Here is a 23,025-nt window from a genome sequence, read left to right as displayed (position 1 = left end):
CGTTTTTATCTGTTAATCGAGTATTTACACGAATAATCTTGTGTAAAATTTGATCACATTCGTAAGGTCTAATTTATAATCATTTTCGAGTTGAAATTTGATAGGTTTTACGACTTGGCTTGTTATGCTGAATAAGCTTTTTACGCCAGTTTAAATCAATGAGGTTTTGGCTGTTGCCTAGCTAAAAATGGCGATTTTTGTTGACTGGATTTTAAGCTGATTCGAACCATAATTAATTCGAAGGTGTCAAATCAATTTTTATTAACTTGATATTTTTAGTAGTAATAAAAACAAAGGATGGACCCCATTGAGTTAACTATTTTTAAAATTTTAGCTGACCTAAATTGTTGAAATTATTTTACTAAATTCTGTGGAATTAAAAGTATTGGCTCAGATTTCTTAAAATATGCCATGAAATAGAAACGAATGCTGTTTTTTTGACCATTGAGGTCAGTGATCGTAGTTTTTCTTGCTTGTGATCTAAGTCATTCTTTAATCATTTGGTGAACTTAGGCACGATGCCGTTGATTCTGGTCAAATTTTGTCTAGCTAATGCTCTGCAGAATGCTCAATACATCAACGATAAGAGCCGCGACCGATGACACAAGAAACCAAAGTAACGCACCAGGAAGTGACGTTGACGGAAGACGATATCTTACTGTCGACAACCAATCTTCAAGGCAAGATCAAATACGTGAATGGCGACTTTATCCGAGTCAATGGCTACAGCTTTGATGACGCCCATGGTCAGCCTGAAACGCTCATTCGCCATCCTGAAATGCCCAAGGCGGTATTCGCGGGGTTGGGGGAGCGACTGCAAACTGGCAAGACCTGGATGGGGATCGTTAAAAATCGATGTCGAAATGGCGATCACTATTGGGTAAACACCTACATCGCGCCGGTTTTTGAAGAGGGGCGGCTGCATGAATTTCAAGCGGTAAGACGAAAGCCAACCGCCAAACAGTCGGCGGCGGCGAAATCGCTGTACGAACAGCTTAATCAAGGTAAACAGCCTAGAAGCATTCGCCCCAGTCGCTTGGGACTTTCAGGCAGGTTATTGCTGTGGCTGGTGTTGGTGGTTTCCCTAACCGGTTTGGCTGCAAGTTATCAGCCGTTATTGGCCGTCGTTATCGGGTCGATACTGGGGGTGACCGGCTTATATGTGTTGCTTGCGCCCTTAAGAAAGTTGGTAGAGCAATCAAAACAGATCATCGATGATCCCGTTGCCCGCGCAGTTTATGCCGGTAGACAAGATGAGATTGGTCAGTTGGATCTCGCGTATCACTTTTTGATTACCGAGAACGGTGGCGTTGTCGGCCGAATGGCGGATTCGGCGGGGGACATCAGTGCTCAGAGCGATGATCTGAATAATACCATCAACGAAACTCGGACTCGGGCAGACAGTCAGAGCCAGCAAACCAGCCAGGCGGCCGCGGCGATGGAGGAGATGACCACCAGTTTCGCCGAAGTGAATACCTACACCCAGACGGCGGCGACTGAGATGGCACAGAGTCAGCAAGCGGCTTCTCTAGGACACGATCGTCTGGTGGCGGTGATCGATGCGATCAATCAACTGAGCCAAGATGTTAGCCACTTCTCCGATGTGGTGCATGCGATTGAACAAGACAGTCGTGACATTACTGGCGCTTTAGAGGTGATTCGGGGCATTGCTGAGCAGACCAACTTGCTGGCGCTCAATGCAGCCATTGAGGCGGCTCGGGCGGGTGAATCCGGTCGAGGCTTTGCGGTGGTGGCCGATGAAGTGCGGCAACTTTCCAGTCGAACCAGTGAGTCGACGGCACAGATCGAATCCATCGTGGCCAAATTCCAACACAGTACGCAGATGGCCACAGAAGCGATGGAAGCCGGGCAGACACAGGCAACTCGTTCGGTCAATCTGGCCGAGGAGGCGGATGCGGCGTTTGAGCAGCTGCGTGCATCAATTACTCGAATTACCGAAGTGGCTCAGCAGAATGCCACCGCCATTTCACAGCAGACTACGGTGGCTGAGGAGATCAGCAACGCGATTCAGGTGGTGAGTGAATTGGCGGAAGAGAGTTTGCAGCAAGCCGAAATGGCCAAATCCCGAGGCGAAAAGATGAGCCGTTTGTCCCATAAAACTCACTATCTGTCGCGGCAATTTTGGAAACTGAGTGCTCAGAGAGAGTATTGAGCTAAATCAAGTGATTGAGACTCATTTGCGAGTAAGATTTGAGCGTCATCAAGGTGCCACTACGGTTTATAAAATCCAGTTCACAAAACCCCGTTTTGGCGCTTCGCCAACGCGGGGTTTTTGATATAAGAGCGCTAACTATTGATAAATCGAATAAAAAGCTAACAGAAATAAACTGAGTTTAACTTTGATGTGAATCAAAATCGATTTGCTATCGGTTTGTCAGAATGGCCGCTTACTAAAAAATGAACAGATAAATTATGCGTGTAAACCAACCGGTTACCCAAGTAGAGAAGCCTCTGAGCAATGAATGCATCCTACTCTCTACTACGGACCTACAAGGTAATATCAAGTACGCCAACGACACCTTTATCGATGTTGGTGAGTACTCATATGAGGAGCTAAGAGGCCAGCCTCATAATATCGTTCGTCATCCTGATATGCCGCCGGCGGCATTTGAGTCGATGTGGACTCGGCTGAAACAGGGTAAGCCGTGGATGGGCATCGTTAAGAACCGCGCTAAGGGAGGCGATCACTACTGGGTAAATGCCTACGTCGCACCAGTATTTGAAAATGGTCAGCCTCATGAGATGCAATCGGTTCGCCGTAAACCAACGGCAAACCAAGTTGCCAGCGCCGAGGCGGTGTATCAGCAGCTTAATCAGGGGAAAACCCCAGCGGTTCTTAAACCGGCTAAATTGGGCTTTGTGGGCCGACTCATTCTGTTCACGATGCTAATTGCCGGGGTTGCGGCTGCAGCGGCAACTTATCATCCTGTGATCGCCGGTGTGGTGACCGCGGTCTTGGGCGGTCTGGGTGCCTACCTGATCATGGCGCCATTTAGGAAGTTAGTGGAGACCGCCACCAGCATTATTGATGACCCCATCGCTCAAGGTATCTATGCCGGACGCCGGGATGAGATCGGTAAGCTGGATCTTGCCATTCATTATCTGGTGACAGAAACCGGTGGTGTGGTGGGGCGCATGGCCGATTCTGCCGGCTCCATCAGCTCCGAAAGCGGCAGTTTGACCGATACCATCAATGAAACTCGTACCCGGGCCGACAGCCAGAGCCAGCAAACCAGCCAGGCGGCAACGGCGATGGAAGAGATGACGGCCAGCTTTAATGAGGTCAATGAAAACACCCAGCAGGCGGCTGCGGAAGTGGATGCCAGCCACACAGTCGCAGAGTTGGGTCATGAGCGATTGGTAACGGTAATCGATGCCATCAACAAGCTCAGCACCGAAGTGGGGCACTTCTCTGATGTGGTGCGCTCCATTGAGCAGGACAGCCAGTCTATTGGTGAAGTGCTTGGGGTGATTCGTGGTATCGCCGAGCAGACCAACCTGCTGGCGCTAAACGCCGCCATTGAAGCCGCTCGAGCCGGAGAGTCTGGCCGAGGTTTTGCGGTGGTGGCCGATGAAGTGCGTCAGCTGTCCAGCCGCACCAGTGAGTCAACGGCTCAGATTGAGACCATTGTGGCCAAGTTCCAAGAGAGCACGGTTCGTGCGACTCAAGCGATGGTGGCGGGCCAAGAACAAGCGAAGACCTCGGTGGAGTTGGCAGAAGAGGCCGATGCCGCCTTTGAGCAGCTGCGCGCCTCAATCAATAAGATCAGCTCTATGACTGAGCAAAATGCGGCGGCGATGGCTCAGCAGAGTACGGTGGCGACGGACATCAGTAAGTCGATTCAGGTCATCAGCGAACTGGCGCAAGAGAGCCTAGTGCAAACAGAGCACGCCAAAGATCGCAGTGAGCAGATGCTGCGCCTGTCGAATAAAACCCATCATCTTTCTGAACAGTTTTGGAAACAAAGCGTGCAAAGAGAGTACTAGGGTCTGTTTATCTTTGGTGATGAAAATTTGGTCTAGGATAACGGCTTTTGATCAAGGAAAACGATTGATGCATAGTGGTTCTACGTTGAAATCGTAGAAGCCGTTAGTCAGGCCCCCTTAGGGCACCCAGAAACCCATTGTTTGCGATCCGAACGGCCACCAGTGGCTAGATTCAGATCTAAAAGGCCAATTTGTGGCACAAAAATGAGCTCAAAAGGTCAACAGACCCTAAGGTAAGCTCCTCTTCAAGCGGCGGCCATCGGGCCGCCGTTTTTGTTTTTTCCGTCGAAACGAACATGCGCCGGACAGAGACGAAACGAGCATGATGATGAGGTGAAATGAGGCGTAAATCTGCAGCGTTATTGCGTTGTCTCTGCCTATCTAAGCGGCCAACTGCCCGCTTGTCTAACCAAGGGAATGGTCATGAATTCCATTATCATTTCGCTGGCGATTGAAAATCTTGTGTGAATAGTCCTATTAAAATGTGAACTTTATCAGGTGGTTAGGTAATCCAGTTCACAAAAGCTCACATTGCTCCCCAGCCCTGAGGTGGTTTTTGATATAAGAGCGGCAGCTACCGCCAAATCGAACAAAAAAATAGCAGATCAATTATGCGCGTAAACCAACCGGTTACTCAGAAAGAGAAGCCGCTCAGCAATGAATGCATCCTACTCTCTACCACGGATCTTCATGGAAACATTAAGTACGCCAACGACACCTTCGTTGACGTTGCTGAGTTTTCCTATGAGGAGCTGATCGGCAGTCCTCATAATATTGTGCGTCACCCAGATATGCCTGAAGCCGCGTTCGAATCGATGTGGACTCGACTTAAACAGGGTAAGCCGTGGATGGGCATCGTGAAAAACCGCAGTAAGAGTGGTGACCACTATTGGGTCAACGCCTACGTGGCACCGGTGTTCGAGAATGGCCAACCGGTCGAGATGCAATCGGTACGCCGCAAGCCGACTCCAAATCAGGTTGCCAGTGCTGAGTCGGTGTACCAGCAGCTCAATCAAGGCAAGGTCCCTGGGGTGCTAAAACCCGCTAAGTTGGGGTTTGCTGGTCGGTTGATTCTGTTTGTTATGTTGTTGGCAGGGATTACCGCGCTGGGGGCGAGCTACAACCCTTGGCTTGCTGGACTGATTGCGGCAGTGGTTGGTGGCCTAGGGATCTACCAGTTGATGGCCCCGTTTCGTAACGTGGTTGGTATTGCCACTACCATCATTGACGATCCCATCGCTCAAGGTATCTATACCGGCCGCCGTGATGAGATCGGCAAATTGGATATGGCCATCCATTATCTGGTGACAGAAACCGGAGGCGTGGTGGGCCGCATGGCCGATTCCGCCGGTTCCATCAGCTCGGAGAGCGGCAGTCTGACTGAGACCATCAACGAAACTCGGACTCGGGCAGACAGCCAGAGTCAACAGACCAGCCAAGCGGCAACGGCGATGGAAGAGATGACGGCCAGCTTCAATGAAGTGAATGAAAACACTCAGCAGGCCGCTGCCGAAGTGGATGCCAGCCACACGGTCGCAGAGCTAGGTCATGAGCGATTGGTGACGGTGATCGATGCCATCAACAAGCTCAGTACCGAAGTGGGACACTTCTCCGATGTGGTGCACTCCATTGAACAGGACAGCCAGTCTATTGGTGAGGTGCTTGGGGTGATTCGTGGTATTGCTGAGCAGACCAACCTGTTGGCGTTAAATGCCGCCATTGAAGCCGCTCGAGCCGGAGAGTCTGGCCGAGGTTTTGCGGTGGTGGCCGATGAAGTGCGTCAGCTGTCCAGCCGCACCAGTGAGTCAACGGCTCAGATTGAGACCATTGTGGCCAAGTTCCAAGAGAGTACAGTTCGTGCGACTCAAGCGATGGTGGCCGGACAGGATCAAGCCAAGACCTCGGTTGAGTTGGCAGAAGAGGCCGATGCCGCGTTCGAGCAGCTGCGCGCCTCAATCAATAAGATCAGCTCCATGACAGAACAAAACGCGGCGGCGATGGCGCAACAGAGCACGGTGGCAACCGACATCAGTAAGTCGATTCAGGTCATCAGCGAACTGGCGCAAGAGAGCCTAGTGCAAACAGAGCACGCCAAAGATCGCAGTGAGCAGATGCTGCGTCTGTCGAATAAGACTCACCATCTGTCGCGTCAGTTTTGGAAACAGAGCGTTCAACGAGAGTATTGAGCTGGAACTCAAAATCACACGGCGGCCACAGAGCCGCCGTTTTTGTGTGTCTGAATACAAACTTGAGGGATATTAGACCCACGCCGCAATAATGAAAAAAAGCCCCTGAAACCTCGGTTGAAATGGCCCTGAAACGGTTGCTGGCTCTGGATTCCCGTATAATCTCATTAATCATTTTATTAGTAAGGTAGCCGTTGTGCATTGTCCAGTTACTGCGGCGCAGCAACAGCGTTGTCAAAAGCTGTTGGACGCCGCCGAAAACCTGATTTCAAATCAGGGCATTGTGTCATTCAAAGTGTCTCAGGTGGTGTCAGATTCCGGGCTGTCCAACAACTCGTTTTATAAGTTGTTTGAGAGTAAAGAGGATCTGTTGGTGTGCTGTTTTCTTCGCAATGCCACTGCCAACCAGTTTGCGGATTTTGAACGCTTGCATCCCAACATGACGGCCATGGAAAAGGTGCTGATTCCTATCATCTTTACCTTTGAGGCCACCTATTTTTCTCCAAGCTTCAATCTAGTGCGCCAGGTGGCGGTGAATAGCATGGTGTGGAAACTGGCCAGCCCAGAGAAGAATTTGGTGTTCAAAAAGCGCATTAACCAATATTGGCACTGGGTAACCGGCTACGTGCAGCAAGCGGTGGAGGCGGGTGAGCTGGATGCCTCAGAAGAGGAGGTGCTGGAGTTATCACAAGCGATCACCTTCTATCTTAGTGGTGCGCTCAGTGCCTTTGAAAGCGGTCTTATTGATAAGAACTACCTGCAGGAGAAACGCATCACTTTGTTTAAGCAACTGAAAAAGGTGTTCATGCCCTATCGCTGGCGGGAAACCTTAAAGTTGGCGGATTTTGAGCGCATCGGCATGCGCGTGCACATGTATTACAGCCAGAATCGAGACAACTTTAACAGTTGTGAGCGCTGCCAGAAGACCCATGCGCAAACGCTGGAATAGAGCGAGCTGACGCTAAGCAGATAATGGAAAGCCCTGTGACGAATCACGGGGCTTTTTGTTTGGTGGCTATTGCTAAGGTATTAACAAATAACGGGTATTAATTAAACTCTAAAGTACGGTCAAAAACTTTATCAAATAGACCGTCATCAATAAACTTTTGTTCGCCCCTCTTGTAAAAAGTTGTATATTTATGTTGGTAGATTTGTTTGGTTACTTCGTTCATTGATGCCACCCAAATATCTCCTTCAGATACTAAATGATCAATAGTATGTTCAAAGAATTTTCGTTCTGTGTAGCCCCAGCCTTCTTTCCACCCAATTGAGTGGAATACAAAGATCATCCAGGATTCATACTCTCTATTTTGCTTCGTATATTTTATTAGCTCTTCATCAGTATCCACGCAAGTATTGCAACCAGTGGAGGATTGATTTTCGAATCTAATAATTGGTAGCAACCAAGGGTGATCAAATTCGGATTTTGACTTATATAAGAAAAGATCGTTGTAGGGATAATCTCTCATATTGAAACTACGCCCAGAATAAAATCCACTTTTTTGTAGAGCTAGTTGTGTTTCTTTCTCAATTCCTTTTCCGCCTGGATAAGCGTAAGCAACTGGGGTTAATCCGTAGCTTTCCAGTGACGCTTTTGATGTTTTAAATGATGCTAAAGCGTCTTCGTAGCTGAGACTGTCATGGTTGATATGTTGATGTCCATGCCCATAGAAGCTATGGCCATGCCCTATTACATCGTTTAGCAACACTTCGACTTTAGATGGTTTCCTATCGAAATCATAGGTTACTATTTCGTAGTCAATACCAATCCCATAGTTTTCTAAATAATTCCTGTTCCTGTACTCAGAATCACAATCGATGCAGCCAGTATCATCAGTCAATGAAATTGCTGATGTATATGGGTAGGGAAACTTTCTGATCGTTGAGGATAGATCTTCTAGTTTTGACTGGAGATTAAAATTATAGTTATCTAGCTTATAGATCTCACCGTTTTTGCTTCTGAGAAAGTAACTGTCACCCTCTAAGAATAATATATCTCCATTTTTATTTGATGATATAAATTCGAGAGAGGATACTGAAACTTTATCTACAACTTTTATTTCTTGAAGGCCAATGTTGTAAAGCGTTCCATCTTCACTAAGGTAGCCTGACGGTGTGAAAATTAGATCAGTAATTTGATAATCTTTCTCATAGTTGTTATCAATAAAGGATTTGGATGATGGGATATATCGAATATTTGATATTTCTTTATTTATTACTAATTGAGAGTCATTAATAGTTGGGATTGATACACTCTCAATTGATTCGTAAGGTGTTTCAAAATTAAATGTCTCACCATTTTTATTAGTTATCTGGAGTTCTTTGTTATCAGTTTTCCAACTCAAATATTGATTGTGAGCACCTTCGACTGGATTCCCTACGCCAAAGCTAATAGTTTCATTTCCATCAAATATATTAAGTTTTTCATTTTCTGAAAAAATTACTTCCCCATTAGATATTGAATACCTTTCATATTTTTTATATGAACTGAAGCTGCCGTCGTGATATTGGAAGAATCGATCGTTTGTAAAAACGAAAACTCCATCATTTTTATTGGGCTCAATACTTTCAATTAATGAATCGCACCGAACTTTTTTCTGATTATTAACATCATAAAGTTCATGTTCATTATTTTTTAAAACCAAGAAGGTGTTATTATTTGATATTGTTGCTTTCGCAATCCTGCCTGTAGGTATTTCGTTGAAATCAATGACGCTGCAGTAATTTACTTTTGTACTTTCTTGATCACTACCACTACTTCCACCACATCCAGTTAGCAGGCTAAGTAAAAAGAATGTTGCTGAGATGTTTTGGTTTTTCATCTCATTGTCTCCGTTTTGTTGTCTTTAGCTTTGACATCTATTATCAAAAAGCCGCCATCATTATTGTGATTGGCTATACTATTGATTTATATGCGGAAACCCATAGATGTTAGTTTTGTTTTTATAGAAGTGAGATGCAGGTCAGCAGAATAAACGATTGAATGTGATTACTATATTGATTGGTCCTATTTATTGTGACTAAGCTTATTTTTAATTATTAAAAAAGGCCTCCCAGAGGGAGGCCAGTATCGTCAGGAACAAATAAGAATCAAGGTTTGTTGCGGCTTAGAAGTAGTAGCCGAAGTTGATGTTGATGCGCTGATCCCAGCCACTGCCCACTTCATCTAGGCCAACGTGATCGTTTTTCTCGGTAGAGAAGGTCATGTTTTTACCCATAACGAAGTCCGCCATGATGTATACCGGACCTGCAGAGAAGGCGGCACCGGTTACGTTTTGGTAGCTGTTGTTGAAGCTGTCGTCATCGGTGTCTGGGGTCATGATGCCGAAGTCGTTGTACACCTTCACGCTACCCCAAGAGGTTGGGATGGTCTTGGCGATGTTGAAGTTGTACGCCTGACCTTTGGCCGCAATCTCGTACTGCCAGCTCACTACTGACATACCGATCTTGTTGTTGTCTACGCCAGCTTGGTTTTCTGCATCGTATTCGTACTGCATCGCTTGCAACTGGATGTTCCAGCCATTGAAGCTGCTGTCCAGGTGCGCGGCTACCGCATAGCGGTCACCGTTTTTACCGGTTTTGCTGTTGTAGATTTGGCCCCATTGCAGCGAGCCACCCATGGTGGTTTTGCCGCCAGCGAAATCCGTGGTGTAGGTCTGACGGAAGTTCAGCTGGTTGGTCTCTTCATTGTAGTACTCGGTGCCGTTGATGGTGCCGGTGTAGATGTCGGTAGAGTAACGCTTGTTCTCAGATGGACCGTACTCTGCCGCTTTGAAGAACGCCACGTCGGTGTGCCATTTGCCGTCATCTTTGGTCAGCTTGATGCCGGTATCGTAATCATCTTCGAAGCCGAGGTAGTAAGGCAGACCGAACCACCAGCTGTTGGAGATGAACTCACGGTTACCGAAAGGCACCTTGGTGATACCCAGTTGAACTTGAGTTTCATCGTTGTAGTCGTAGTAGCCGTAGCCGTACTTGATGTAATCGGTGCTCTTGGTGAAGCGATACTCCATCGCCAAACCAAAATCGCCCTGCTTGCCTGAGAACTTGATGGCCGCCATGTCGAAATCGAAGTCGCCGCCTTTGTCTTTGGAGGCGTCATCGTAGAATTTCAGGCCGTAGTTTACGCGCACTGCACCGCCAACATTGATGCCGTCTTCTTGTTGTTGAGCGTGAGCGGTACCGCATAGGGCAGCTGCAATGGCAGCGGCCAGTAGAGTTGTTTTAGTCATATCAATCATCATTATTTTTTCAGGGGGAGCCAATCAGCTTCGGCCCCCAGATATTCGGTGCTGCTTATTTGGCGAATTTGTCTTGGTTGGTGCCGTATGGGCCCAGATCCATTGCCGCTTTACGCAGTGCGTCAACGCGATCAAACGCTTCTTCAGCTACGCGCAGGTTCTTCACGTCTTTACGCCAGTAGTATTTGAAGCCATCGAAGTGAGCGTTCTTTGGATACCAGTACATCACGCCAAACCCTTCCTCTTCGGTGATTGGGGTGTTGTGGATGGTGTTACCTGGAATGTAGAAGTACATGCCTTTTTCCATCCACTTGTACTGGCCATCGGATAAGGTGCGAGCACGACCGGATACGGCGTAGTAACACTCAGGTTGGCCATGGAAGTGGGGTTCGTGGTCAGACTTACCGCCGTCGGTGATGCCGATAACCATTGGGGAATCAGACAGCTCTTTCCAGATGTAGCCCACAGGAGACTTAGTACGGTCACAGTCTTTAACTTCAGAGATGTTGCCGTTGTCGTCTAAGGTTTTGCAGTAGCGCTGATCTTTGGCGATGGAGTCATTGGCTTGAATGGTTTCGAAGTCGATTTTACCCGCTTCCCAGTCAGCGATGTATTTCTCTACCATCGGATCGGCACACTGTTCAGGCATGGTGGTCTGAGGGGAGAATGGGGTGCTGTCGTATGGGATAGCGGTCGGCTGTTGGTAAGGGCGCTGGGCGATCTCCATGTGAGCATCGGCCAAAGCAGAACCAGAGCAGATTAAGCTAAGAGCAATAGCAAGTTTTTTCATCGTTCATCTCCAGATGAGTGTGATTAGTATTTTGGGTTGGCGGCCTTGCAGCCGCCGATCTGTTATTAGCGTTCGTTAAACCAAGTGCGGTGGCAGTCGGTGCATAGTGGGGCACTTTTTTCATGCTCACTGTGACAGGCTAGGCAGCTGGCACCTTTGTTGTAGTGGATGCTGTTATGAGGGTTTGCCTCTTCCAACACCAACTCAGTGGTAATTTCGATGCTGTTGATGTCGCCGTGACACTCAACACAGGCGCTGTCGTCTACCAATTTGCGAGCAGAGCCTGAGTGGCAGCCTTTACAGCCGTCCTCGTATAGGAACTGGTGATTGGTGCGCCCTTCGATGTTGCCTTTAATTGGAACCAGATCACCGGCGTGGGCAAACTGGGCGCTCATTAGGGCCAGAGCCAGGCCAACAAGTTGTGCTTTCATCTCTGGGTCTCCTTAGGCGTCAGCAACGAGGGTTTTGCCTACGATGATGCCGTTTACCAGACACTCAAGGCAGGAGGTGGAGCTCAAGCGAGCGTGGCCGTGTACGCCACCGGTAACTTCGCCCGCGGCATACATCTTGCGGATCGGTTTCATGGTGCGGCCATCGACAACGCGGCCATCCAGATCGGTCTTCAAACCACCCATGCAGTAATGGACTTTTGGCCAGATGCGCGAGACCACAAATGGGCCGGTGAGCACTTCTGCGGTGTCCATCTTGCGTCCGAAATCCGGATCCTGACGGGCTTCAACGTGTTTGTTGTAGCGCGCAACGGTGTTTTTCAGTTCGGCCAATGGCAGGTTGAACTGCTTGGCAATCCCCTCCAGAGAGTCCACTTTCCAAGCCATCTTGTCCCGTAGGGCGCGAGTAACGCGCTCGTCTTTGGCGTAAGGGGCATGGTTGAAGAACACGATAGGGTAGGCCGGAGAGCCATCTTGGTAGCGATTCTTCATAATGGCGGTGGAGCAGGTCAGACGGTCCGCTCGTTCGTCCATATAGCGCTTGCCGCTCAGTACGCTGACTGAGATGCCTTGGTGCCAACCGATGGACAGCAGGGCATTCGACCAGCCGAAGCCACCCTCATCTGGGGAGCCCCAGTGACCGGTTTGGATCATGTTCAGGTGAACCGGCAGGGCACCATGGGCCATCGCTTCCAGCATCACTTCGCCGGTGGCACCTTTGTGGTTGGTGCCATCCAGAGTTGGATCCAGAGATGGGTCCACCGCTGCGCGCAGCTCCATGTTGCGGGTAAAGCCACCACTGGCCAGCACAACGCCTTTGCGGGCTTTAATGCGGCGCAGGCTACCGGTTTTTTGATCTGGGAAGCGATAGCCGTGACGAACCACCAAGCCCTGGATCTCTTGGCCGTCCATGACGAACTGTTCCACGTAGTTCTGCAGGCGGTATTCGATGCCCATTTTCACACCGGCTTCATACAGCTTGGTGGTGATGTCACCGCCAACGCCGTGCTTGGTGCGAATGGCGCGAGCCTTATTGTGACCGCCAACTTGAATGTTGAAGCCTTCACGGAACTCTACGCCGGTGTCGATGCACTGGTGGTAGGCATCCAGAGCGTGTTCAGCGATCTGGGTTAGGGCCTCTACGTTAGCCATGCCACGGCCGGAGATGATCTGGTCTTTCACCAGCTCTGCCGGGCTGTCGTCGTGAATGCCTTGGGCCAGCTGAATTGGGTTTTTAGGCACCGCAAACCAGCCACCGTTAATGGCGGAGTTGCCGCCAATAACCTGCATTTTTTCCAGAACCAGTACCTTACCTAGGCCGTTCTTGTGGGCGTTGTACGCCGCAGACAAGCCAGCGAAACCGGAACCGATGACAATAACGTCTACCTCTTCATCCCAGGAGGTGGTGTCGTTGCACGCTGCAAAAGCGGGCATGGCGGTGAGACCGCCGGCGGCCACTGAGGCCGAGAGTTTGAGGAAAGAACGTCTGCTAGACATTGGCTTTACCTTATGAATGTCAGGGGTTGTTGATTGCTGACAAGGTTACTGATGCCCTGACAAGGAAACCGTGATTGACTGAGAGAGAAACTTTTTTCTCCGAGGCAAAAATCCGAGCGGATTTTCCACCAGTTTTGAAAAACCGGAGAGCAAAATGCACAGAAGTTGTGAAGCGTTTCGCAACTAATTAAGGAGTTTGATGGCGCTATCAGGACGAAAAACGTCGATTTTTGATCCAGTTGGCAGTGCCATATCGAGAAAAAGTTTCTTTATGGTAACCAAGGTGGAGGTTATTCAACTCGAATTGGAGTGGGTATCGCAACGAGAGTGGTGACGGGAATCAAAAAAGGTGCCACTGGGGCACCTTTGACTTGATGATGAATGAACTCGGTTGAACCTAGAAGCTAAACAGCATTCCTAAGGCGAGGCTGTTGCCCGCGTGAGCGAAGCGATCTTGGCTAAAGTCGACGTAGTCGGCTGGATCATCGGAGTAGACCGCGCCCTCAACATAGAAGCTGAGGTCTTGCCAGTATTGGTACCTGACTGAGGCGATGGTCAGCCCTAATGCTGGGAAGCGCTGCTCATCTTCAAAGGTTTTGTATTGATGACTGATGCCCCACAGCCACCGGTCTTGTTGGTAGCTGGCGGAGGCCACATAGGTGTTCTGAGCATGGCTGAAGCTGTTGTTGGTCAACTCAGCCAATGCCACCAGCTTTACTGCGTCAAATTGGCCGCGAAGGGTCATGGCCGTTCGATGGTAGGTTTCGTCTTGATCGCCAATGTCGCCCGCCATGTTTAGGTAGTTGAGTACCGCTTCGATGTTGTCGTAGCGGTAGTTGATGCGCCCCATCCACACGTCGCCATGATTGCCAGACTTGCTTTCCATCGGCGTTACCGAGGTTTTCAGTTGCAGATCGCCTGCACCGGAGTGCCACCAAGGGCTGGCGTAGCCTAGGGTATTGTCGGCCCATTTCCCCTGCTCGTGCAAAGGCGCTTGCTTGCCGGTGCCGTGGGCATTGAGGTTCGGGTGAATGTCCACATGGCTGTATACGTCTTGGTAGGAGCCTGAGTCACTTTTACCCACAAATAGGGTACCGGGGGCGGCGGTTAAGAAGGCGTAGGCGTTACGCACTTCGATGTCGTCCAAATTATTGGAGTACTGCGCCATTAAGTTGTAGCCCAGATAGAAGTGGGGCAACTGGCCACCGCCTTTTAGGCCGAGATTGGCCTCCTTTGCGTCGAATTCAGACATTGAGTGCTCCTGCATCAGAGCCTGAACCTGAATGTCGCCAAATAGGCTGGGGGCGAGAATGGCAGCCTGCTCTGCGGCAGAAGGGTTAGCGGCTCCAGCCAAAGCTGATGTGCTGGCACATAGGCTGGCGCACAGGAGTATTGGACGCAACATAGTCGAAATCTTATTCATCGTTAGTGGTACAGGGCGGCCATCATAACGATGATGCAACGGTGGTTATGTGATGGGTGGCGAGAGAAATTTTTTTCTCTTTGTGTCTATCGGAGAGGGGGAGGTTATGATTGAAAAGACTTAGGAAGAGGAGAGGGCAGCCTTCCGGCGATGAGAGAGTAGGAGAGAACGGTTTCCGCCGAAACGGAAACCGTGGGAAAGCTGCCTAATGAGTATTAGTACTCAACTTTGTTTGGCCACTCTTTCTGAACACGTTCCTCTAGGAACTTCTTCTTCTGAGCGTCCAGCTTGGCTTTGTCTAGGCCAACCAGTACCTGAGCTTTGGCTTTGGTGGAGTAGTCTGGGTAGGTCACCTTAGACACACCGTGCTTGGCTAGGATGGTTTTCAGCTTAGCGCGAGCCTGTTCGCCGGTCTTCTTCGCCAGTTCCAGTTGCTCAATTGCCAGGCTTGGGTTGTGAGCGTGGATACCGTGAGACGCAATGGCGTAGTCCCAACGCCACTGAGCGTGACGAATGTCGTACAGAGCCGCTTTCATTTCCGCGTCGGTTGCACCGGCTTTCCAGGCTTCGCCAGCGTCGAAGTGGGCTTTGGTGATTACCGCTTCCGCAGCACTTTGAGCTTCCTTCACGGCAACTTTGTTGTCGTGCAGGGTTTCAATCAGCTCGGCTTTGCTGTCGTGACAACCGGAGCAAGTTACATCGAAGTTGCCGATGGCATTGCCCACGTTGTGGCGAGTAAAGGTTTTGCCGTTGGCTTCTACTTCTGGCATGTGACAATCGATACAAGTCACGTCCATCTCAGCGTGAACGCTAGGCTTCCAGGTTTCCCACTCAGGGTGCTGAGCTTTCAGCATTGGAGCCTTGGAGATCTTGTGAGTCCAATCTTTGAAGTTCAGTGCGTCGTAGTACGCCAGCATTGCATCAGGGTTCTGACCGCCGTCCCATGGGAACTTCACTTTCTTGTGGTCGGTGCCGTCGAAGTAGTACTCCACGTGGCACTGAGCACAGGTCATGGCCGCTTGAATGTTCTCTTCCTGATCTTCGAACTTCTCACCCGCTGCAACAAAGGCGCGCATGGCGAATGGGCGAGCAGGAGTTGGCTTGCCAGTTTCGGCATCGTGACAGTCTGCACAGCCGATGGAGTTAGACATTTCGTGACCCCAAGCGCCCCACTTCTTGTCAGAGAAGGTTGCTTCGCCCACTTCGTCGTACATACGGATCATGTCTGGAGTCTTACAACCCCAGCAGCTTGCTGCCATTGGACCTTGGCTGTTGTCCATTGGGCCGCCGGTACGCAGGCTGCGAGTCAGGTCGGTGATGGCAAACTGGTGGCCGCGAGGTTTGTTGTAGTCTTTGGCAAAGCCGTAACCACCAAACAGGATCACTGCATTGGGGTTGTCGGCCAGAATATCGCCTTTGTCGGTGGATTCAGAAGTGCTGGCCCAAGAGGCATACTGCTCAGGGTATTTTTCCTTCCAAGTTGGGTTGCTGTAGTCTTCTGGGCTGTTTTTAGCAACTGCTGTGCCGCACAAGGCAGCGATGGCTACGGATAAAGCAAACTGTTGAGTACGCTTCATGATCATCTCCGATGTATGTAGTTATTTGTGATGATATTAGGGTGAATAAAAATTCCCCTACATACCCCTTTGGGGGTATTGGAATGGAACTGGATTGGGGTTCTAAAATACCCACACCGTTAGTGAAGTTTTTTGCTAAATGGCCTCTACTCACTAATGGGTATTTCTTGGCTTAAGGGATTGATTTGTAGGTTTTATATTTTGGTTTGTTACAGTTTCAGAAATACTGAAGCCGACAAATCTGGCTCAATTTGTGACCGAGTTCGGCAAATTGGCTCTGGATGAGATCAAGATTTCATAGCCAATGCCGGCAACTCGAGGTGAGAGGTTTGCGGGTTAACTTTTGAACTGCTGCTGCCACAGTGTTTGCCAGGATTTGGAGCGATGTGGGGTGCTGATGGTGACGGTTTGTTGTGCATCTAGGCGCAGTGTCACTTGCTGGGCCAACAGCAGATGATGGTCACTGCCCAGTTGGGTTTTGTCGGCCTCGGTAACCGCATCTTGCAGGCGCTTTAGGTAATAGTCGCCATTATTGGAGTAGATCTTATCCCCCACGATGGGGTGATCCAGGTGCGCTAAGTGGGCGCGAATCTGATGCTTGCGGCCGGTGATAAGCTGACACTTTATTAGGCTGAAGTTCTCGCTTCGCTTAAGTACCTTGAATCGGGTGTGGCTGAACTTGCCTTTCTCACCGGGCAGGCAGATGTGCATTTGGCAGCGAATCAGGCTGTCGCTTCGGGTATTGAGGTCACACAAAAGCTCTCGGGTTTGCCAATTGGGGCTGCCATGGACGATGGCGTGGTACACCTTCTGTTCCATAAGTTGTCTGAGCTGAGGTTGCCATTTACTGGCGAACTCACCGGTTTTGGCCATCAGCACAATGCCTGAGGTGTCCAGGTCCAATCGATGTAATAGGTGGGCATCGCCCCAAGGACTTTGTCGGCGCACCAGTTGCACTAAGTTGTTGTAGACGTTGCGGGTGGTTCGACTAACTGGCAATGTAGGCGGCTTATGAACCGCGATGATCTCTTGCCCTTCCCACAGCAGTTTCCAGTTGCTATCTACTTCATCTTCTTGATAGTTTTCGATGCTAAAATCCAGCCGCTGTCCAGTTTCAACCACTTCAGATAGGTCACTGACCTTGCCATCGATGACCACCGTATTGGCGATAACAAAGTCCTGCCAGATAAGTGCATCTAGGTAGGGAAACAGCGAACGGATAACCCATTCAGCAGACTTTCCCGATTGCCCGTGGGCAACGTGATGGCTGAACTGGTGACTGAGAGGAGGAGTGGTTAGGTGCACAGTGGCCTTAGAGCAAAGAGGTTGAGAAGGCATGCCGGAGTGTCTTCTCGGCATGGGCAGATTGAGTGTAGCGAAATCCTAAGGCGAGACCAAATGCCGATCTCTAACTAGCGAGTTTTGTCGAACTGAATTGCGACCACCTACACTGAATGAATAGAGATTAAGGACTGCTAGGCAAACATGGGAAAACAGAAGGGCTTGCTTGGGGCGGTGGCCATGGCATTCATCCCCCTATTGGCACAGGCTTCCAGCACGGCGAGCCAACAAGATCAGATCAGCTATTTGCCTTGTGAAGCGGACATCAGCCGCTTGTTGGCGTTGGTGAACCATCACCGCACCCAAGGGATGCGTTGTGGTGACCAGCAGCTACCCGCTGTTCCTGCATTAAGCCTCGACAGCCGTCTCAGTTTCGCTGCGGCACTGCACGCGTACGACATGGCGTCCTACAACTTTCTGAGTCATACCGGTCGAGATGGTCGTGATGTGGGGTTTCGGGTCAGCAGTTACGGTTATCCGTGGCAGTGGGTTGGAGAGAATATTGCGGCAGGTCAGCCAAAGGTGGAGGTGGCGGTTAAAGAGTGGCTGGCCAGCGATGAGCATTGTGCCAATCTGATGAGTCCTGATTACCAGCAAACCGGTTTTGCCTGCGTGGTGGGCAGCGAGTCAGACTACCGTTATTACTGGGTACAGGTGTTTGCGACGCCGCAGTCAAAGAGGCAGTAATACGGCGTATATCCCAATAGTTACCGAGCATGTGGTCTTGATAGTGCTCGCCAGAATAATGAGATTAAAGGGGAATGACTGGGGGTTAAGCAAGCCGTTGTCTCACACTCTGGCTGTATCAATCTACCTACATGGAGAATGAACGATGAACTATACCTAGCTAGCGTTTATCAACATATAATGATAGGGACTTCAAATGGGTATTCAAAGAAAAGCGATTCGATTTAAGCATGAACTGCCAGTGGTTAAAGAAAATGGCGATTGGTTTTCGACAACGTTTACGGTGGTATACGACTCTGATAAAGAAGAGTTTAGCCGAAACATTGAAATAAAAGTTGAACATGGGGCATTTAGAGAAACCTTATTTGAAAAGGTTTACAAATACACATTTAAAGAGTGGTTTGAGCTTGTTAAATACAACGAAAAAGTTTATGTAATTAATTATGATGAGGAAGATGAAGAACATATTAGACTCTTTAATCACCAACGAGACGACGATGCCAGTTTTTTTGTAATTAATATTTTTGATAAAGAGTCCCAGTCTTATATCGAAATACCTTTTGCCAGTAAAAAGAATGTTACTGCTTTTAATTGGTACAGTGCGGTATTTATTCCGACAATGCAAGAAGCTCAGAATTATTTTTCTGCAGATATTATTAACGCCAGAATCGACGCACTTGAGCAACAAAAGAAAGATGTTGACGTATATCGTGATAAATTTCGTAAGGACACCATCAATACGCTTGAGGGGATGTCGCGAGGTGCAGGTTCGACATGGTATCCAGGTAATAAAGAACGCTACGACAGCTGTGTTAGCTTGGCCTATGGGATAGATAATGATTTGAAGCATTGTTTAAATGTGATCACTGAAAGTCATCATCTACTCGCAAATTTAAGGGAGATAAATGATGCATTTTCTAATTTTAGCAAGTGCATTGTTGATGCGTCGTCACACATGAGTCGTCAAATACCAGGGTTTGAGCTAAATAAGTACAGTAAGACCTTACGTCATGTGAGTAATGCATTTTACGGGGTCGGCATAGGTGTAACCGTATTGGGGGCGGCAACGCCATTGGTGTTCGTCGGGTCGGCCTTTTTAATAACAGCATTTATATTGGATATTCAAGCGGCGAAAAAATTAAAAAATTGGTATGTTGAACAGAAGGAAGAACTCTCTAATTATAAAAATGGCTCGTTAGCTGATTTTAAGCGTAGTGTTACCAAAATTCATGATGATCTCAGTGGGCTGTGGAAAAGCTTCTTGGATATTGGTCGCATTATTGCAGGCAGCGACCATTCGTTTTCCAGTGCCAGAGAGCTCAAGTTTTTGTTCGAGGATTATGTCGAAAGCTACACCTACATGATGAGACTGAAAAGTGGCCTTTATATTTCTATGCTTAACGACCCCGAAGGCGATGTGTTGCAAGTCAGCAAGAAGATCGTTGCTGAGAATAAGAAAAATACCGATAAAGTCGATGTGAGAGACAAAGTCAGCCAACGAAAGTTAGACAAAATACTGGCCATGCGTTCGGAATCAATCGCTCTGGACTATCTGCTGCAGGCCTACGGTGAAGCGTCAGATCAAATGACTCGAGACCATTTACGTAGCCAGATCGAGCCGCTAGCCGACAAGGGGAACGTGAACCTTGAGGTTGAGCTTATTATGTCTGTGCTGACGTTCTCGAATACGCCAATGGAAGTATTGGAAGAGGCAGCCTTAAGTAAGGCTAAGTTGGATAATATTCTCAAAGAGATGGAGGGCGGGTACCTGAAGTCATTGGCAGCCTAGTCAACGAATAACCCGAACCCTTAACAAGCAACAGAGGCTTATGAACCTGAGTTCATAAGCCTCGTTTGATTTACAGCATCGGCTTCAAGAAGCGAGCGGTGTGGGAGGTTTTGTGTTTCGCCACCTGCTCTGGGGTGCCGGTTACCAGAATTTCACCGCCACCAGAGCCGCCTTCCGGCCCTAAATCCACAATCCAGTCGGCGGTTTTGATCACATCGAGATTGTGCTCAATCACCACCACGGTATTGCCGTGATCGCGAAGACGGTGCAGTACGTCCAGCAGCATCTGAATGTCTTGGAAGTGCAGGCCAGTCGTGGGCTCATCCAAGATATACAGGGTTTTACCGGTATCGCGCTTGGACAGTTCTCGAGCCAGTTTTACTCGCTGAGCTTCGCCGCCAGACAGGGTGGTTGCCGCCTGACCTAAGCGGATGTAGGACAAGCCCACATCCATAAGCGTCTGGAGTTTACGGGCGATGGCAGGAACCGGATCGAAGAATTCGCGCGCGTCTTCGACGGTCATCTCCAGCACCTGATGGATGTTTTTGCCCTTGTATTGCACTTCCAAGGTTTCCCGGTTGTAACGCTTGCCCTTACATTGATCGCAGGGAACGTACACGTCGGGTAGGAAGTGCATCTCTACCTTAATCACCCCATCACCCTGACAGGCTTCACAGCGGCCGCCGCGAACGTTGAACGAGAAACGGCCCGGCTTGTAACCGCGAGCACGAGATTCGTGGGTGCCAGCGAACAGCTCTCGAATTGGGGTGAAGATGCCGGTGTACGTGGCTGGGTTGGAGCGAGGCGTTCGGCCAATAGGGCTTTGGTCGATGTCGACCACCTTATCGCAGTTATCCAGTCCTTTGATGCTCTTATAGGGCGCTGGCTCATCGGCAGTGGCACCGTTGAGCTGGGTGTGAGCCAGTTTGTAGAAGGTATCGTTGATCAGCGTCGATTTACCCGAACCGGAAACCCCGGTGACGCAGGTCATCAGGCCGCAAGGTATGGTGAGGTCGACCTGTTTGAGGTTGTTGCCGCTGGCCCCTTTGAGCTCAATGACCTGAGACTTGTCGTAGGGCGTGCGAGATTTGGGAACCCCAATCTGCTTGGCTCCGGACAGATACTGCCCGGTTAGGGAGTTGGTGTTGTCGCAAATGGCTTGGTAATCCCCTTGGGCGATCACTTGACCGCCGTGCACCCCGGCTCCTGGGCCAATATCCACAATGTGGTCAGCTTGACGGATGGCGTCTTCGTCGTGCTCCACCACGATGACGGTGTTACCCAGATCCCGTAGGTGGGTCAGGGTTTTCAGCAGTCGCTCGTTGTCGCGCTGGTGCAGGCCGATAGAGGGTTCATCCAGCACGTACATGACGCCCACCAGCCCCGCGCCAATCTGACTGGCCAAACGAATGCGCTGAGCTTCACCGCCGGAGAGGGTTTCGGCGGAGCGGGATAGGGTGAGGTAGTTCAAACCCACGTTGACGAGGAAACCCAAGCGATCGCGGATCTCTTTTAAGATCTTATCGGCGATCTGAGCGCGCTGGCCTTCCAGTTTTAGGCTTTCGAACCAGGCCATGGTATCGCCGATGGACCATTCAGCCAGCACTGGCATGTTGATGTCATCAACGAACACATTTCGGGCCTCTTCTCGCAGGCGCGAGCCGCCACAGCTTTGACAGCTGGTGTTGCTGATGTACTTGGTTAACTCTTCACGTACCGCATTGGATTCGGTGTCCTTGTAGCGGCGCTGCATGTTATTGAGAATTCCCTCGAACGGGTGGTTACGGTTGACCACATCGCCCCGGTCATTGACGTATTTGAAGGCGATGTTGGTGCGCCCGGATCCATGCAGTACCACGTCACGGGCTTTCTTGGGCAGGTCTTCAAAGGGTTCGTTGATGTCGAATTTGTAGTGCTCTGCCAGAGATTTCAGCATCTGGTGGTAGTAGAAGTTGCGCTTGTCCCAACCGCGAATGGCGCCGTCGGCCAGCGACAGTTCGGGATTGGTGATTACGCGATTGGCATCGAAGAACTGCTGTACCCCAAGGCCATCACAGGTGGGGCAGGCACCGGCAGGATTGTTAAAGGAGAAGATGCGCGGTTCAAGTTCGCTCATGGCGTAGCCACACTGTGGGCAGGCGAAGTTGGCACTGAAGATCAGTGGCTCGGCATCTTTTTCGTCCATGCTGGCCACGTGCACTACGCCACCGGAGAGTTCCAGAGCGGTTTCGATGGATTCGGCCAGTCGCTGGGCGAGATCACTGCGAACCTTGAAGCGGTCGATCACCACTTCGATATCGTGCTTTACGTGCAGATCCAGGGGCGGTGGATCGGACAGATCGCACACCTCACCGTCGATACGGGCGCGAATGTAACCTTGAGCTGCAAGACCTTCCAGCAGCTTGGTGTGTTCCCCTTTGCGACCTTTAACCACCGGAGCCAGCAGCATCTGTTTGCTGCCTTCGGGTAACTCCAGCACTTTGTCCACCATCTGACTGACGGTTTGTGCCGCCAGAGGTTGGCCGTGAGTTGGGCAGCGAGGTTCACCCACTCGGGCGAACAACAGACGCAGGTAATCGTACACCTCGGTGATGGTGCCCACGGTAGAACGAGGGTTATGAGAGGTGGATTTCTGCTCGATGGAGATGGCTGGCGACAGGCCTTCGATGTGGTCTACGTCTGGCTTTTCCATCAGGGAGAGGAACTGACGGGCGTAGGCAGAGAGCGACTCAACGTAACGGCGTTGCCCCTCGGCATAGAGGGTATCGAATGCCAGAGACGATTTACCTGAGCCGGAAAGCCCCGTGATCACAATGAGTTGATCACGAGGTAAGGTCAGGGAGATATCTTTAAGGTTGTGGGTGCGGGCGCCCCGAACTTCGATCTGATCCATGATGCAGCCAGACTAAAAAACAATTTGATCAGTATCGCATAATCTCTTTGTCGAAGGCACTTTCCAACTTTCAATCGCCCTAATCGCCATTATTGGTTATCCACACCGATAAAATCGGCGTCAGTTTGCCAATGTGAACTTGAT

Annotated in this window: 15 protein-coding genes; 6 read left to right on the top strand and 9 right to left on the bottom strand. The window is 49.8% G+C overall.

What is annotated here, in order from left to right; genetic code table 11:
* Positions 1-598: 598 nt before the first annotated feature.
* From FCL42_RS07435 to FCL42_RS07420, 4 genes are all read left to right on the top strand, one after another.
* Positions 599-2,173 (top strand): methyl-accepting chemotaxis protein, encoded by a 1,575-nt coding sequence (locus FCL42_RS07435; RefSeq protein WP_136862771.1) that lies wholly within the window; start codon positions 599-601, stop codon positions 2,171-2,173.
* Positions 2,174-2,433: 260 nt separating this feature from the next.
* Positions 2,434-4,008 carry a methyl-accepting chemotaxis protein gene (locus FCL42_RS07430; RefSeq protein ID WP_136862770.1) on the top strand — a complete coding sequence of 525 codons (1,575 nt, stop codon included), beginning with the start codon at positions 2,434-2,436 and terminating at the stop codon, positions 4,006-4,008.
* Between the two features lie 611 nt (positions 4,009-4,619).
* A complete protein-coding gene (locus tag FCL42_RS07425) occupies positions 4,620-6,194 on the top strand; it encodes a methyl-accepting chemotaxis protein (RefSeq protein ID WP_136862769.1) in 1,575 nt (524 codons plus the stop codon).
* A gap of 196 nt (positions 6,195-6,390) precedes the next feature.
* Positions 6,391-7,143, top strand: coding sequence for a TetR/AcrR family transcriptional regulator (locus tag FCL42_RS07420; RefSeq protein ID WP_169308324.1), 753 nt, complete (start codon positions 6,391-6,393; stop codon positions 7,141-7,143).
* Positions 7,144-7,240: 97 nt separating this feature from the next.
* On the opposite strand, the gene FCL42_RS07415 is transcribed toward FCL42_RS07420, so the two are convergent.
* The 8 genes from FCL42_RS07415 to FCL42_RS07380 form a co-directional block, all read right to left on the bottom strand.
* Entirely contained in the window at positions 7,241-9,016 is a 1,776-nt protein-coding gene (locus FCL42_RS07415; protein ID WP_136862767.1) for a polysaccharide deacetylase family protein, read from the bottom strand.
* A gap of 285 nt (positions 9,017-9,301) precedes the next feature.
* Positions 9,302-10,435, bottom strand: a complete 1,134-nt coding sequence (locus FCL42_RS07410; RefSeq protein ID WP_136863036.1) for a hypothetical protein — start codon at positions 10,433-10,435, stop codon at positions 9,302-9,304.
* A gap of 55 nt (positions 10,436-10,490) precedes the next feature.
* Positions 10,491-11,225 carry a cupin domain-containing protein gene (locus FCL42_RS07405; protein WP_136862766.1) on the bottom strand — a complete coding sequence of 245 codons (735 nt, stop codon included), beginning with the start codon at positions 11,223-11,225 and terminating at the stop codon, positions 10,491-10,493.
* 65 nt (positions 11,226-11,290) lie between these two features.
* Entirely contained in the window at positions 11,291-11,656 is a 366-nt protein-coding gene (locus tag FCL42_RS07400) for a cytochrome c3 family protein (protein ID WP_136862765.1), read from the bottom strand.
* Positions 11,657-11,668: 12 nt separating this feature from the next.
* Positions 11,669-13,171: a flavocytochrome c gene (locus FCL42_RS07395; RefSeq protein WP_136862764.1), complete on the bottom strand. Its 1,503-nt coding sequence runs from the start codon at positions 13,169-13,171 to the stop codon at positions 11,669-11,671.
* Between the two features lie 397 nt (positions 13,172-13,568).
* A complete protein-coding gene (locus tag FCL42_RS07390) occupies positions 13,569-14,576 on the bottom strand; it encodes a hypothetical protein (protein ID WP_136862763.1) in 1,008 nt (335 codons plus the stop codon).
* A 233-nt stretch (positions 14,577-14,809) separates the two neighbouring features.
* Complete coding sequence (locus tag FCL42_RS07385) at positions 14,810-16,171, bottom strand: ammonia-forming cytochrome c nitrite reductase subunit c552 (protein WP_136862762.1); 1,362 nt, start codon at positions 16,169-16,171, stop codon at positions 14,810-14,812.
* A gap of 336 nt (positions 16,172-16,507) precedes the next feature.
* The gene (locus tag FCL42_RS07380; protein ID WP_169308322.1) at positions 16,508-17,509 is read right to left on the bottom strand and encodes an RluA family pseudouridine synthase; all 1,002 of its coding nucleotides are present in this window, start codon (positions 17,507-17,509) and stop codon (positions 16,508-16,510) included.
* 147 nt (positions 17,510-17,656) lie between these two features.
* On the opposite strand from FCL42_RS07380, the gene FCL42_RS07375 reads away from it, so the two are divergent.
* Both FCL42_RS07375 and FCL42_RS07370 read left to right on the top strand, forming a co-directional pair.
* The gene (locus FCL42_RS07375) at positions 17,657-18,199 is read left to right on the top strand and encodes a CAP domain-containing protein (RefSeq protein WP_136862760.1); all 543 of its coding nucleotides are present in this window, start codon (positions 17,657-17,659) and stop codon (positions 18,197-18,199) included.
* Between the two features lie 196 nt (positions 18,200-18,395).
* On the top strand, positions 18,396-19,988 hold the full coding sequence (locus tag FCL42_RS07370; RefSeq protein WP_136862759.1) for a hypothetical protein: 1,593 nt from the start codon (positions 18,396-18,398) through the stop codon (positions 19,986-19,988).
* Between the two features lie 70 nt (positions 19,989-20,058).
* Here FCL42_RS07370 and uvrA read toward each other — a convergent pair whose 3' ends face one another.
* Positions 20,059-22,881, bottom strand: coding sequence for an excinuclease ABC subunit UvrA (gene uvrA, locus FCL42_RS07365; RefSeq protein WP_136862758.1), 2,823 nt, complete (start codon positions 22,879-22,881; stop codon positions 20,059-20,061).
* Positions 22,882-23,025: the final 144 nt, after the last annotated feature.

Source organism: Ferrimonas aestuarii, assembly GCF_005116665.1.
GTDB lineage: Bacteria > Pseudomonadota > Gammaproteobacteria > Enterobacterales > Shewanellaceae > Ferrimonas > Ferrimonas aestuarii.
The sequence above is the reverse complement of the archived record's forward strand: the minus strand, read 5'-3'. Positions and strand labels throughout refer to the sequence as shown.

Excerpts from the sequence above, each read along its gene's own strand:
- FCL42_RS07385 (WP_136862762.1), bottom strand. The coding sequence starts at position 16,171 with ATGAAGCGTACTCAACAGTTTGCTTTATCCGTAGCCATCGCTGCCTTG.
- FCL42_RS07430 (WP_136862770.1), top strand. The coding sequence starts at position 2,434 with ATGCGTGTAAACCAACCGGTTACCCAAGTAGAGAAGCCTCTGAGCAAT.
- FCL42_RS07415 (WP_136862767.1), bottom strand. The coding sequence starts at position 9,016 with ATGAAAAACCAAAACATCTCAGCAACATTCTTTTTACTTAGCCTGCTA.
- FCL42_RS07370 (WP_136862759.1), top strand. The coding sequence starts at position 18,396 with ATGGGTATTCAAAGAAAAGCGATTCGATTTAAGCATGAACTGCCAGTG.
- FCL42_RS07390 (WP_136862763.1), bottom strand. The coding sequence starts at position 14,576 with ATGTTGCGTCCAATACTCCTGTGCGCCAGCCTATGTGCCAGCACATCA.
- FCL42_RS07410 (WP_136863036.1), bottom strand. The coding sequence starts at position 10,435 with ATGATTGATATGACTAAAACAACTCTACTGGCCGCTGCCATTGCAGCT.
- FCL42_RS07435 (WP_136862771.1), top strand. The coding sequence starts at position 599 with ATGACACAAGAAACCAAAGTAACGCACCAGGAAGTGACGTTGACGGAA.
- FCL42_RS07380 (WP_169308322.1), bottom strand. The coding sequence starts at position 17,509 with ATGCCTTCTCAACCTCTTTGCTCTAAGGCCACTGTGCACCTAACCACT.
- FCL42_RS07400 (WP_136862765.1), bottom strand. The coding sequence starts at position 11,656 with ATGAAAGCACAACTTGTTGGCCTGGCTCTGGCCCTAATGAGCGCCCAG.
- FCL42_RS07395 (WP_136862764.1), bottom strand. The coding sequence starts at position 13,171 with ATGTCTAGCAGACGTTCTTTCCTCAAACTCTCGGCCTCAGTGGCCGCC.
- uvrA (WP_136862758.1), bottom strand. The coding sequence starts at position 22,881 with ATGGATCAGATCGAAGTTCGGGGCGCCCGCACCCACAACCTTAAAGAT.
- FCL42_RS07425 (WP_136862769.1), top strand. The coding sequence starts at position 4,620 with ATGCGCGTAAACCAACCGGTTACTCAGAAAGAGAAGCCGCTCAGCAAT.
- FCL42_RS07405 (WP_136862766.1), bottom strand. The coding sequence starts at position 11,225 with ATGAAAAAACTTGCTATTGCTCTTAGCTTAATCTGCTCTGGTTCTGCT.
- FCL42_RS07375 (WP_136862760.1), top strand. The coding sequence starts at position 17,657 with ATGGGAAAACAGAAGGGCTTGCTTGGGGCGGTGGCCATGGCATTCATC.